General features: G+C 61.0%; 10 protein-coding genes. 4 read left to right on the forward strand and 6 right to left on the reverse strand.

What is annotated here, in order from left to right; genetic code table 11:
* Positions 1-33 precede the first annotated feature (33 nt).
* Together rraB and miaE are read left to right on the forward strand one after the other, a co-directional pair.
* Positions 34-459, forward strand: coding sequence for a ribonuclease E inhibitor RraB (gene rraB / locus ACJ8IL_RS14025; protein WP_261425342.1), 426 nt, complete (start codon positions 34-36; stop codon positions 457-459).
* 180 nt (positions 460-639) lie between these two features.
* Positions 640-1,404, forward strand: a complete 765-nt coding sequence (gene miaE, locus ACJ8IL_RS14030) for a tRNA isopentenyl-2-thiomethyl-A-37 hydroxylase MiaE (RefSeq protein ID WP_015376459.1) — start codon at positions 640-642, stop codon at positions 1,402-1,404.
* A 15-nt stretch (positions 1,405-1,419) separates the two neighbouring features.
* Here the strand turns inward: miaE and ACJ8IL_RS14035 are convergent, their stop codons facing one another.
* The 5 genes from ACJ8IL_RS14035 to pepA all read right to left on the reverse strand — a co-directional run bounded on the left by ACJ8IL_RS14035 (position 1,420) and on the right by pepA (position 9,039).
* Positions 1,420-3,027, reverse strand: coding sequence for a GMC family oxidoreductase (locus ACJ8IL_RS14035; protein ID WP_060434041.1), 1,608 nt, complete (start codon positions 3,025-3,027; stop codon positions 1,420-1,422).
* 227 nt (positions 3,028-3,254) lie between these two features.
* Positions 3,255-3,758 carry a GNAT family N-acetyltransferase gene (locus ACJ8IL_RS14040; RefSeq protein ID WP_004933360.1) on the reverse strand — a complete coding sequence of 168 codons (504 nt, stop codon included), beginning with the start codon at positions 3,756-3,758 and terminating at the stop codon, positions 3,255-3,257.
* A 199-nt stretch (positions 3,759-3,957) separates the two neighbouring features.
* Positions 3,958-6,834: a valine--tRNA ligase gene (locus tag ACJ8IL_RS14045; protein WP_063918055.1), complete on the reverse strand. Its 2,877-nt coding sequence runs from the start codon at positions 6,832-6,834 to the stop codon at positions 3,958-3,960.
* Between the two features lie 12 nt (positions 6,835-6,846).
* Positions 6,847-7,296 carry a DNA polymerase III subunit chi gene (locus ACJ8IL_RS14050; protein ID WP_004933353.1) on the reverse strand — a complete coding sequence of 150 codons (450 nt, stop codon included), beginning with the start codon at positions 7,294-7,296 and terminating at the stop codon, positions 6,847-6,849.
* Between the two features lie 231 nt (positions 7,297-7,527).
* A complete protein-coding gene (gene pepA / locus ACJ8IL_RS14055) occupies positions 7,528-9,039 on the reverse strand; it encodes a leucyl aminopeptidase (RefSeq protein WP_004933352.1) in 1,512 nt (503 codons plus the stop codon).
* A 282-nt stretch (positions 9,040-9,321) separates the two neighbouring features.
* Here pepA and lptF point away from each other — a divergent pair, with 282 nt between their 5' ends.
* Together lptF and lptG are read left to right on the forward strand one after the other, a co-directional pair.
* On the forward strand, positions 9,322-10,416 hold the full coding sequence (gene lptF / locus ACJ8IL_RS14060; RefSeq protein WP_043139168.1) for an LPS export ABC transporter permease LptF: 1,095 nt from the start codon (positions 9,322-9,324) through the stop codon (positions 10,414-10,416).
* Complete coding sequence (lptG, locus tag ACJ8IL_RS14065) at positions 10,416-11,486, forward strand: LPS export ABC transporter permease LptG (RefSeq protein WP_019453290.1); 1,071 nt, start codon at positions 10,416-10,418, stop codon at positions 11,484-11,486. The genes lptF and lptG overlap by 1 nt, the downstream gene beginning before the upstream one ends.
* Positions 11,487-11,547: 61 nt before the next feature.
* Here the strand turns inward: lptG and ACJ8IL_RS14070 are convergent, their stop codons facing one another.
* Positions 11,548-12,306, reverse strand: a complete 759-nt coding sequence (locus ACJ8IL_RS14070; protein ID WP_033636877.1) for a DeoR/GlpR family DNA-binding transcription regulator — start codon at positions 12,304-12,306, stop codon at positions 11,548-11,550.
* Positions 12,307-12,450 lie beyond the last annotated feature (144 nt).

A 12,450-nucleotide genomic window follows, 5' to 3' on the forward strand; every position in this document is an offset into this window, starting at 1 on the left:
GGAATGAAGGCCATTTGACTTGAGGATATAGGCATGGCAAACCGCGAATTGCTGGAAGAACAACGTGAAGAGACCCGCCTGATCATCGAAGAACTGCTGGAAGACGGCAGCGATCCGGACGCGCTCTACACCATCGAGCACCATCTGTCCGCCGAGAAATTTGAGGTTCTGGAGCAGGCCGCCGTTGAAGCCTTCAAGCTGGGCTACGAAGTGACCGACGCCGAAGAGCTGGAAGTGGAAGACGGTTCGATGGTGATGTGCTGCGACGTGATCAGCGAAGTCGGCCTGAACGCCGAGCTGATCGACGCCCAGGTAGAACAGCTGGTGGCGCTGGCGGAACGCTGCGGCGTCAACTACGACGGCTGGGGCACCTACTTCGAAGATCCGAACGGTGAAGACGGTGAGGGTGACGAAGATGGCGACTATATCGACGAAGACGACGACGGCAAACGCCACTGATTCCTTTCCGATTAATGCCTGTGGGCCGGCTCTCGCCGGCCCCTGATATCCCCGTCGTCTTTCAAGTTACAGCGTTGTTGGCTGCACTCTCTCACCCCAGTCACTTACCTGAGTAAGCTCCTGGGGATGAGTGAGCTGGCCGCCTAGCTGCAACTTGAAATACATAGGGCAATGAAGCCGATGACATACCAATCCCTGTTAGCCCCGATTTTAAGCTTCCTGCATTGTGAAACTCCCGACGCCTGGATAGACGCCGCGCGCCGTCCGGAAAACCTGCAGCTGTTGCTGACCGACCACCTGGTGTGCGAGCTGAAAGCCGCGCAGACCGGCATGTGGCTGATCCGCCGCTACGTGGCGGACAAAGAGAGCGGCGACGCGCTGTTGGCGTTGCTGCGGCCCTACGAGGCGTTTCTGCACGAGGCGCAGGGTGCGCCGGACACGCTGTTCCGCCAGGGCCAGTTCACCCGCAAGATCCTGCCGAAAAACGGCTCGGCCTACGGCCAGGATCTGGCCGATCGCATGGTGCTGTTGATCAAGGAAGAGCTGCATCACTTCTCGCAGGTGCTGGAGATCATGCAGGCGCGCGGGATCCCGTATCGCAAGATCACCGCCAGCCGCTACGCCAAGGGCATGATCCGCGAGATCCGCACTCACGATCCGGCGACGCTGATCGACAAACTGATCTGCGGCGCTTACATCGAAGCGCGATCCTGCGAACGCTTCGCCAAACTGGCGCCGCACCTGGATGATGAGCTGAACCGCTTTTACGTCTCGCTGCTGCGATCCGAAGCGCGCCACTATCAGGACTACCTGACGCTGGCCGAGCAGATCGCCGGCGGTGACATCAGCGAACGGGTGGCGCATTTCGGCCGCCTCGAAGCTGAACTGATCCTGTCGCCGGACAGCGAGCTGCGCTTCCACAGCGGCGTGCCCGCCGCCGCATGACGTTGAGGGGCGCCCCTACTGCGGCGCGCCCAGCAACAGATCCACCGCCTTTTCCGCCAGCATGATGGTCGGCGCATTGGTGTTGCCGCTGGTGAGCTGCGGCATCACCGAGCAGTCGATCACCCGCAGCTGTTCAAAACCGTGCACCCTCAGCTGTGGATCGGTCACTGCGTCCTGCGGCGACGGCCCCATGCGGCAGCTGCCCACCGGGTGATACACCGTCTTGCAGAAGTTGCGCACGAACTCTTCCAGCTGCGCCTCGTCGCGTGTCCACTCCGGCTGCGGCATCAGCAGATCTTTGATCAGAGGCTTCAGCGCCGCGGTTTGCAGGAAGCCCAGGCCGAACTTCACCGCGCGCACGCTGCCGGCCAGATCGTCCGGGTGGCCGAGGTAGTTGGCGTGCAGCTTGACCGGATCGCGCGGGTTGCTGCTGCGTAGCAGCACTTCGCCGCGCGCCTTGGGCTGCAGGTAACCGACCTTGAGCGTGAAGCCGTGAATGTTCGGCAGCGGCTCGCCGGGCACGTCGTCCCAGCTGTCCAGCAGCGGCAGGAAGTGGATCTGCACGTCCGGCCGGCCGTCGCCCTGGCTGTCGGTGAAGGCGGCGCCTTCCAGCACGTTGGACGAGAGCACCCCGCTGCGAAACGCCAGCCACTGCGCGCCGTGGCTCAGCGCCTGCAGGCCGCGATCGGCGCCGAACAGGCTGATCGGCTCGCGGGTGCTGACGTTGATCGACATGTGCAGATGGTCGTGGAAGTTTTTGCCCACCGGCAGATCCGCCCGCACCTCGATGCCCAACTGCTGCAGATGGTCGCGCGGGCCGATGCCGGACAGCATCAGCAGCTTCGGCGAACCGACCGCGCCAGCGCTGACGATCACCTCTTTGGTGGCGCGCGCGGTGACTTCGGCGCCGCCGTTCTGGCTGTAGACCACGCCGGTGGCGACGTTGCCCTCGAAGGTCAGCCGGTGCGCCAGGGCGTTCAGTTTCACCACCAGCCGCCGTTCGTCGCGCACCGTCTTCAGGTAGGTGCGGGCGGTGCTGGCGCGTTCGCCGTTGTGAGTGGTGGTTTGGTAGAAACCGACGCCGTGTTGGCTGTCGCCGTTGAAGTCGTTGCGATAGGGCAGGTTCAGCTCCTGGCCGGCGCGGATAAACGCCATGCTGAGCGGGTGGCGGTAGCGGTTTTCGCTGACCGGCAGCAGCCCGTCGGCGCCGTGGTAGTCGTCGGACAGGCTTTCGTTGGCCTCGGCGCGTTTAAAGTAGGGCAGCACCTCCCGGTAGCTCCAGCCGGTGCAGCCGTAGCGTTCGGCCCAGTCGTCGTAGTCCTGCGGCTGGCCGCGCAGGTAGATCATGCCGTTGACCGAGCTGCTGCCGCCCAGCACCTTGCCCTGCGCGATTTGCATACGGCGGTTATTGGCGTGCGGTTCCGGTTCCGTCTCGTAGGGCCAGCTTTTTTTGGCGATGATCTTAGCCACCCCGGCCGGCATCTTGATGAACAGGTTATTGTCGTCGCCGCCGGCTTCCAGCAGTAGCACCCGCGCCTGGGTGCGGCGGATCAGCTGCGCCGCCAGCACGCAGCCGGCGGATCCGGCGCCGACGATGATGTAATCAAAGGTATTTTCCGACATGACAGCTCTCCGTGCGCGATTGGGATACTGGCAGAGTAACGCGGGGGGAAAAACGGTCAATTTACGATCGTTAATTTATTAACGAACTTCACATTAAATTTACATCGTGGTTTTTAACGTCAGTTTATCTGCTTGAAAAACGGCGTTATAGCGAGTTTTACTGATTGATTGCGATATTAATAAAAAAGGCGCAGCAAGCTGCGCCCTGATGAAGAGGCGGGGGGCGATTACAGCGTTTTCAGCATGGTGACTTCGCAATCGACGTGGCCGGTGGCGCCCATCGCGTGATCGATGTGTTCGAAGCCCAGGTGTTCGTACAGCGCAACGGCCTGCGTCAGGCTGGCGGTGGTCTCGAGGTAACAACAGCGGAAGCCGTGCTGGCGGGCGAAATCCAGCGCCTGCAGCGCCAGGCGTTTCGCCAATCCCTTGCCGCGCAACACCGGCAGGAAATACATTTTCTGCAATTCGCAAATATCGTCTGCGCCACCCTGCAGCGGCGCGATGCCGCCGCCGCCGGCGACCTGGCCGTCCACCTCGATCACCCAGTAAGCGCTGCGCGGCAGGCTGTAGAGCTGATACAGGGCATCCAGGTTGGGATCGGAGACGGTATAGCCTTTATCCGCCGTCAGGCCGTGCTCGGCGGAGACTTCGCGAATGACGTGAGCAATGGCGGGATTGTCTTCCGCCGTGATGGGGCGCACCAGCAGGCGCGCCGGGGTTGCTGTTGTCATGTTTACACTCGCCATTGAAAGAGACCACGTTCGTTTTTCATTTTTATCGCAGCGCGAAACGCGCCGGGGTTATTTCCCGGCGGCGTCCTTGCGGCAGTAATATCTTGTAATAACATCTAACCCGGCCCGGATGCAACGGCGATAAAAAAACAGCGGGGAAGACCCCGCTGTTTTTCAGGCGTTGGCGTGAGCCGGTGGATTACAGCGCGGCGATGGTCGCCTGCTGTTCCTGCAGCTTCACTTTGCCTTCTTTGCAGGCCGCCAGACGATCGCGCTCTTTGGCAACTACCGCTTCCGGCGCGCGCGCCACGAAGCCTTCGTTCGCCAGCTTGCCTTCGATCGAAGCGATTTCCGCATCCAGCTTGCCCATCTCTTTCGCCAGACGCGCGATCTCGGCGTCCTTGTCGATGAAACCGGCCATCGGGATCAGCAGCTCGGCGCCGTCCACCAGTTTGGTGACGGAGACCGGGCCTTTCTCACCGGCCGGCAGCAGCGCGATGGATTCCAGGCGCGCCAGACGGGCGATAAAGCTCTGGTTCTCCTGCACGCGGCGCTGGGCGTCGGCGCTGCAGTTGCGCAGCAGCACGTCGAGCGCTTTGCTTGGCGCGATGTTCATCTCGGCGCGGATGTTGCGCACGGCGATGATGGTTTGCTTGATCCACTCCAGATCGTTCAGCGCCTGCTCGTCTTCCAGCGCGGCGTCGTAGGCCGGGAACGGCTGCAGCATGATGGTGTCTGCGGTCGTGCCGGTCAGCGGCTTCACGCGCTGCCAGATGGTTTCGGTGATGAACGGAATGATCGGGTGCGCCAGGCGCAGCAGCGCTTCCAGCACGGTGATCAGCGTGTGGCGGGTGCCGCGCTGTTCCGCTTCGCTGCCGTTGCTCACCACCGGCTTGGTCAGCTCCAGATACCAGTCGCAGAACTGGTTCCAGGTGAATTCGTATAGGATGTTGGCCGCCAGATCGAAGCGGTAGGTGTCCAGCGCTTCGCGGTAGGCTTTCACCGTGCGGTTGAATTCGGCCAGGATCCAGCGATCCGCCAGCGACAGCACTTTCTCGCCGCCGTTGAAGCCGCAGTCGTGCGCTTCGGTGTTCATCAGCACGAAGCGGCTGGCGTTCCACAGCTTGTTACAGAAGTTGCGGTAGCCTTCCAGGCGCTTCATGTCCCAGTTGATGTCGCGGCCGGTCGAAGCCAGCGCCGCCAGGGTGAAGCGCAGGGCGTCGGTGCCGTGCGGCTCGATGCCGTTCGGGAACTGCTTCTCGGTGCGCTTGCGGATCTTCTCCGCCAGCTGCGGCTGCATCATGTTGCCGGTGCGTTTTTCCAGCAGATCTTCCAGCGAGATGCCGTCGACCATGTCCAGCGGATCGATCACGTTGCCTTTCGACTTGGACATCTTCTGGCCTTCGTCGTCGCGGATAAGGCCGGTCATGTAGACGGTCTTGAACGGCACCTGCGGCTTGCCGTTTTCATCCTTGATGAAGTGCATGGTCAGCATGATCATGCGCGCGATCCAGAAGAAGATGATGTCGAAGCCGCTGACCATCACGCTGGTCGGGTGGAAGGTTTTCAGCGCCTCGGTCTGCTCCGGCCAGCCCAGGGTGGAGAAGGTCCACAGGCCGGACGAGAACCAGGTGTCCAGCACGTCTTCGTCCTGGGTCAGCACCACGTCGGCGCCCAGGTTGTTCTCGCTGCGCACTTCTTCTTCGCTGCGGCCCACGTAGACTTTGCCGTTCACGTCGTACCAGGCCGGGATGCGGTGGCCCCACCACAGCTGACGCGAGATGCACCAGTCCTGAATGTCGCGCATCCAGCTGAAGTACATGTTTTCGTACTGCTTCGGCACGAACTGGATTTCGCCCTGTTCGACCGCTTCCACCGCCACTTTGGCCAGCGGCGCGGTGCGCACGTACCATTGGTCGGTCAGCATCGGCTCGATCACCACGCCGCCGCGATCGCCGTAAGGCACCGTCAGGTCGTGCGGTTTGATCTCGTCCAGCAGGCCCAGCTGGTCGAAGGCGGCCACTACCGCTTTACGCGCCGCGAAGCGCTCCAGGCCACGGAACTCGGCCGGGATCTCGTTGCAGTAGTCGGTGCAGACTTCGCCCAGGGTGTTGAACACTTCCGCTTCCTGGCGGATGTCGCCGTCGAAGGTCAGAATGTTGATCATCGGCAGGCCGTGGCGTTTGCCGACTTCGTAGTCGTTGAAATCGTGCGCCGGGGTGATCTTCACGCAGCCGGTGCCTTTTTCCATATCGGCGTGTTCGTCGCCGACGATGCGGATGCGGCGGCCGACCAGCGGCAGAATGATCTCTTTGCCGATCAGATCTTTATAGCGCGGATCTTCCGGGTTGACCGCCACGCCGGTATCGCCCAGCACGGTTTCCGGACGGGTAGTGGCGACCACCAGGTAGTCTTTGCCCTCGGCGGTTTTCGCGCCGTCGGCCAGCGGGTAACGCAGGTGCCACATGGAACCTTTGGATTCGCGGTTTTCCACTTCCAGATCGGAGATGGCGGTGCGCAGCTTCGGATCCCAGTTCACCAGGCGCTTGCCGCGGTAGATCAGGTCTTCTTTGTGCAGACGGACAAACACTTCGCGCACCGCGTTCGACAGGCCTTCGTCCATGGTGAAGCGCTCGCGCTCCCAGTCCACGGAGTTGCCCAGACGGCGCATCTGGCGGGTGATGGTGCCGCCGGATTCCGCCTTCCACTGCCAGATTTTGTCGATGAACGCGTCACGGCCGTAGTCGTGGCGGGTTTTGCCTTCTTCCGCGGCGATCTTGCGCTCCACCACCATCTGGGTGGCGATGCCGGCGTGGTCGGTGCCCGCCTGCCACAGGGTGTTTTTACCCTGCATGCGCTGATAGCGAATCATGGTGTCCATGATGGTCTGCTGGAACGCGTGGCCCATGTGCAGGCTGCCGGTGACGTTCGGCGGCGGGATCATGATGCAGAAGCTTTCCTGGCTGGTGTCGCCGTTCGGCTTGAAGTAACCCTGATTCTCCCAGTGATCGTACAGCTTCTGTTCGATCTGTTTTGGGTCGTATGCGGTGTCGAGCTGACTGTTTGTCTTTTCCATTCTTTATCGTATTCAGTGAGTTGGCGGCGTAGCCGTGGTCAAATGGAAGCCGACGCTGCGATAGGCCTTGTAACGGTCGCGCGCCAACTGTTTCAGAGTGTCTTCGTAAGGAACGAAGTCTACCACTTCATGGAAAGCGGTAGCAAAATCGGCAAACTGCGGCAGCAGGGCGATCAGCAGATCGCGCGGGGCGTTGCCGCGCTTGCCGGGCCAGCACAGTTCCACCGGCGCGCCGTAGTGCGGCCCTTCGCCGGCCAGGTTGTGCGGCACAAATTCATGCGGCTCGCGCTGCCACAGCGCTTCGTCCAGCCGCTGGGCCTGCTCCTGGCTCTCGCAGGCGATCAGCACCCGCTTGCCGGCGCGGAAGCCGTTGGCGGCAACGGCGCAGGCCACGGCCTCATGGGCGCTGAGCGCACCAGACGGTTCCGCGTTGTCGAGCAAATAAAACGTCGCCTGTTTCATTAAGGATCCACCGCTGCCGATAAAAAAACAGGGCACAACATGTAGGTTGCGCCCTTTTTGGGAACGGAGCAGATAACTCTACCCCTTCGCTGCTGAGAGGATTATATACCCAATAGATTTCAAGTTGCAGCTAGGCGGCAAGTTCGTTCATCCCCAGGAGCTGACATCAAGTCAGTGACTGGGGTGAACGAATGCGGCCAACAACGCTGCGGCTTGAAAGATGAAGGGTATTTAATCGTCGCCGTTCAGACCTGCACGGTTGAGCAGGAACTGCGACAGCAGCGCCACCGGGCGGCCGGTCGCGCCCTTGGCTTTACCGGAGCGCCAGGCGGTGCCGGCGATATCCAGGTGTGCCCAGGTGTACTTGCGGGTGAAGCGCGACAGGAAGCAGGCGGCGGTGATGGCGCCACCAGGGCGGCCACCGATGTTCGCCATGTCGGCGAAGTTGGAGTCCAACTGCTCGTAGTACTCGTCGGCCATCGGCAGGCGCCAGGCGCGGTCGCCGGCCTGCTCGGAAGCGCCCAGCAGCTCGTGCGCCAGCGGGTTGTGGTTCGACATCAGGCCGGTGATGTGGTGGCCCAAGGCGATCACGCAGGCGCCGGTCAGGGTGGCGATGTCGATCACCAGCTCCGGTTCGAAGCGCTCGACGTAGGTCAGGGTGTCGCACAGCACCAGGCGGCCTTCGGCGTCGGTGTTGAGCACCTCGACGGTCTGGCCGGACATGGTGGTCAGCACGTCGCCCGGACGATACGCCCGGCCGCCCGGCATGTTTTCACAGCCGGCCAGCACGCCGATCACGTTCAGCGGCAGGTTCAGCTCCGCCACCACGCGCATCACGCCGTACACGGTCGCCGCGCCGCACATGTCGTATTTCATCTCGTCCATGCCGTCGGCCGGTTTGATCGAGATGCCGCCGGAGTCGAAGGTCAGCCCTTTGCCTACCAGCACGATCGGCTTAGCGTCCGGATTTGGGTTGCCCTTATATTCCATCACCGACATCAATGATTCGTTCTGCGAACCGGCGCCGACCGCCAGATAGGCGTTCATGCCCAGCTCTTTCATCTGCTGTTCGCCGATGACGCGGGTGGTGATATTGGTGCTGAAGGCGTCCGCCAACTGACGGGCCTGCGAGGCCAGGTAGCCGGCGTTACAGATGTTCGGCGGCATGTTGCCGAGATCTTTGGCCGCCTTGATGCCGGAAGCCACCGCCAGGCCGTGCTGGATAGCGCGCTCGCCGCTGGTGAGCTCACGGCGGGTCGGCACGTTGAACACCATTTTGCGCAGCGGACGACGCGGCTCCACCTTGTTGCTTTTCAGCTGATCGAAGGTGTAGAGCGTCTCTTTGGCGGTTTCCACCGCCTGACGCACTTTCCAGTAGGTGTTGCGGCCTTTCACGTGCAGTTCGGTCAGGAAGCAGACCGCTTCCATCGAGCCGGTGTCGTTGAGGGTATTGATGGTTTTCTGGATCACCTGCTTGTATTGGCGCTCATCGAGCTCGCGCTCTTTGCCGCAGCCGATCAGCAGGATGCGCTCGGAGAGAATGTTGGGCACATGGTGCAGTAGCAGCGTCTGCCCGACCTTGCCTTCCAGTTCGCCACGGCGCAGCAATGCGCTGATATAACCATCACTGATTTTGTCGAGTTGTTCTGCGATAGGGGACAGGCGGCGCGGTTCGAAAACGCCGACTACAATACAGGCACTGCGCTGTTTTTCCGGGCTACCGCTTTTTACACTGAACTCCATGCACTCTCCTGAATCTTAAAGACAAAGGCGGACGCTACGGCTAGAATAACCGACTCCGTAACGATCTCCTGCCATTTGAGTTAACGGATTATGTTAACCTGAACGGCATAAATTGCTCTGTTTTGGCGACTATAAGCAAGTTCCTATAGGACACCCAAACGGCTTGATGTTGTAATACTATTTTAGCTGTGAAGGTTGCCATATGATGAGAATAAATGGCGGATTAACGATGAAATTATCGATTTTCCTGCAAAAAGACAAGTTTTCACAGGCGTAATAAGCGTGATCATCATAAGATATCTGGTACGGGAAACGCTCAAGAGCCAAATCGCCATCCTGTTCATCCTGCTTCTGATCTTCTTTTGTCAGAATTTGGTCAGGGTGTTGGGCGACGCGGTGGACGGCAATATCCCGACAAACTTAGTACTCTCTCTGCTCGCTCTGGGCGTGCCGAAAATGGCGCAGCTCATCCTGCCTTTGAGCCTGTTTCTCGGCTTGCTGATGACGCTTGGGCGGTTGTATACCGAGAGCGAAATCACCGTCATGCACGCCTGCGGGCTGGGCAAACGTACCCTGATTATCGCTGCCATGATCCTGGCGCTGCTCACCTCTGCGATCGCGGCGGTGAACGTATTTTGGGCCGGCCCCTGGGCCTCGCGCTATCAGGACGTGGTGGTGAACGAAGCCAAGGCCAACCCGAGCATCGCCGGGCTGGCGGAAGGGCAGTTCAAACCCTCGCAGGACGGCAACGCAGTGCTGTTTATCGGCAACGTGAAGGGCAGCACCTTCAACGACGTGTTCCTGGCGCAGCTGCGACCAAACGGCAACCAACGCCCGTCGGTGGTGGTGGCCGAGCACGGCAACATCGTGCAGCAGAAAGACGGCTCGCAGGTGGTGACGCTCGACAAGGGTACCCGCTTTGAAGGCACCGCGCTGCTGCGCGACTTCCGCATTACCGACTTCACCGATTACAAGGCGGTGATTGGCCACCGCACCGTGGCGGCGGACAACACCGAATCCGAACAGATGTCGATGCAGACGCTGTGGGAGTCCGACGATCCGGACGCGCGCGCCGAGCTGCACTGGCGCCTGACGCTGGTGGTCTCGGTGGCGCTGATGGCGCTGCTGGTGGTGCCGCTCAGCGTGGTGAACCCGCGCCAGGGCCGCGTGCTGAGCATGCTACCGGCCATCCTGCTGTATCTGATCTTCTTCCTGCTGCAGACCTCGCTGCGCTCCAACGCCGGCAAGGGCAAGCTGGATCCGATGCTGTGGCTGTGGCTGGTTAACGGCGTTTACTTCGCGATCGCGCTGGCGCTGAACCTGTGGGATACCGTGCCGATGCGTAAGCTGCGCGCACGCCTGAGAGGAGCGGCCTGATGTTTGGCGTATTAGACCGGTATATCGGTAAAACGATTTTCAACACCATCATCATGACGCTGTTCATGCTGGTGTCGCTGTCCGGCATCATCAAGTTCGTCGATCAGCTGCGCAAGGTCGGCCAGGGCGAGTACACCGCGCTGAGCGCCGGCATGTACACCCTGCTGAGCGTGCCGAAAGACATCGAGATCTTCTTCCCGATGGCGGCGCTGCTTGGCGCGCTGCTCGGCCTGGGCCAACTGGCGACGCGCAGCGAACTGGTGGTGATGCAGGCTTCCGGCTTTACCCGCCTGCAGATCGCCGGCTCGGTGATGAAAACCGCCATTCCGCTGGTGCTGCTGACCATGGCGATCGGCGAGTGGGTAGCGCCGCAGGGCGAGCAGATGGCGCGCAACTACCGCGCCCAGCAGATGTACGGCGGCTCGCTGCTCTCCACCAAGAGCGGGCTGTGGGCGAAGGACGGCAATGACTTCATCTACATCGAGCGCGTCTCCGGCGATAAAGAACTCTCCGGTGTGAACATCTACCACTTCAACGATCAGCGTCGCCTGGAAACGGTGCGCTATGCCGCTACCGCCAGCTTCGAGAACGGCCTGTGGCAGCTTTCGCAGGTGGACACCTCGGATCTGACCAACCCGAAACAGGTGACCGGCACCCAGACGCTGACCGGCGAATGGAAAACTAACCTAACCCCGGACAAGCTGGGCGTGGTGGCGCTGGATCCGGATTCGCTCTCCATCAGTGGGCTGCACAACTACGTGAAGTACCTGAAGCAGAGCGGCCAGGAATCCAACCGTTACCAGCTCAACATGTGGAGCAAAATCTTCTCGCCGCTGTCGGTGGCGGTGATGATGCTGATGGCGCTGTCGTTCATCTTCGGCCCGTTGCGCAGCGTGCCGATGGGTATCCGCGTGGTGACCGGCATCAGCTTCGGCTTCCTGTTCTACGTGCTGGATCAGATCTTCGGCCCGCTGAGCATGGTCTACAGCATGCCGCCGGTGCTGGGCGCGCTGCTGCCGAGCATGCTATTCCTGCTGATCAGCGTATATATGCTGCTCAAACGCAAGTAGCGGGGCGATCGGTAGTGAAGAAAGGCGCGGCCGTGGGGCCGCGCCTTTTTTGTTGGGAGGATTAGCTAACGCTCAGCAGCGCGATGCCGGCATCCTGATAGGCCTGCGCGTCTTCCGGCAGGCGATCCAGCACCAGGGTATCGATCTGTGCAGGGGAGGCGAACTGCGCCAGCGAGGTGTTGCTCAGCTTGGAGTGATCGCACACTACGATCACTTGATTGGCATGCTCAACCATCGCGCGCTTGGTTTCGGCCAGCATGATGTCGGCCACACAGGCGCCTTGTTTCAGCGACAATGCGTTGGCACCCATAAACGCCTTGTCGATGTTCAGCGTATCCAGCAGCGAACGGCCGTTGATGGCGACCGCGCAGTGATAACCCTTTTTGACGATGCCGCCCAGCAGGATGATCTGGATCGATTCGACGTCTTCCAGACTCTTGGCGATCATGAAATCGTTGGTGACCACGGTCAGGTTGCGGCGCTGGCGCAGATGGCGGGCGATCTGCAGGGTGGTGGTGCCGGTATCCAATACGATGATGTCGCCGTCTTCCACCAGGCCGGCGGCCAATTGACCGATTTGCTCCTTGGCGCTGAGGTTCACCTCTTCACGCTGATCGGAGCCGACCTCGAAGCTGGCACGGGTGCGCAGAATGGCGCCGCCGTGGGTACGTGTCAGCATACCGGCGTCTTCAAGAATGCGCAGATCGGTGCGGATGGTGGCGCCGGAGACGTTAAAGCGCGAGCTCATTTCCCCCACGGAGAGCTTGCGCTTCTCCTTGAGAATGGCGAGAAGTTTTTCCTGGCGCTCTTCTGCGAACATGCTCACTCATTCACTCCTGACCGGCACAATGGATGTGCGGCTAATATACCTTGCACATCGGCCGCAGGCAAAGCGCGTGCCGGCCGTCGCTGGCAATATTCCACCGGGCATTATCCGTGCAAGATGTGAAGGTTACGGCGCGTC

Origin of the sequence: Serratia sp. CY47444 (genome assembly GCF_052168635.1) — a bacterium.
GTDB lineage: Bacteria > Pseudomonadota > Gammaproteobacteria > Enterobacterales > Enterobacteriaceae > Serratia > Serratia bockelmannii.

Bases quoted from the DNA above. Each gene is read 5' to 3' on its own strand.
- miaE (WP_015376459.1), top strand. From the start codon at position 640: ATGACATACCAATCCCTGTTAGCCCCGATTTTAAGCTTCCTGCATTGT.
- rraB (WP_261425342.1), top strand. From the start codon at position 34: ATGGCAAACCGCGAATTGCTGGAAGAACAACGTGAAGAGACCCGCCTG.
- ACJ8IL_RS14045 (WP_063918055.1), bottom strand. From the start codon at position 6,834: ATGGAAAAGACAAACAGTCAGCTCGACACCGCATACGACCCAAAACAG.
- pepA (WP_004933352.1), bottom strand. From the start codon at position 9,039: ATGGAGTTCAGTGTAAAAAGCGGTAGCCCGGAAAAACAGCGCAGTGCC.
- ACJ8IL_RS14070 (WP_033636877.1), bottom strand. From the start codon at position 12,306: ATGTTCGCAGAAGAGCGCCAGGAAAAACTTCTCGCCATTCTCAAGGAG.
- lptG (WP_019453290.1), top strand. From the start codon at position 10,416: ATGTTTGGCGTATTAGACCGGTATATCGGTAAAACGATTTTCAACACC.
- ACJ8IL_RS14035 (WP_060434041.1), bottom strand. From the start codon at position 3,027: ATGTCGGAAAATACCTTTGATTACATCATCGTCGGCGCCGGATCCGCC.
- ACJ8IL_RS14040 (WP_004933360.1), bottom strand. From the start codon at position 3,758: ATGACAACAGCAACCCCGGCGCGCCTGCTGGTGCGCCCCATCACGGCG.
- ACJ8IL_RS14050 (WP_004933353.1), bottom strand. From the start codon at position 7,296: ATGAAACAGGCGACGTTTTATTTGCTCGACAACGCGGAACCGTCTGGT.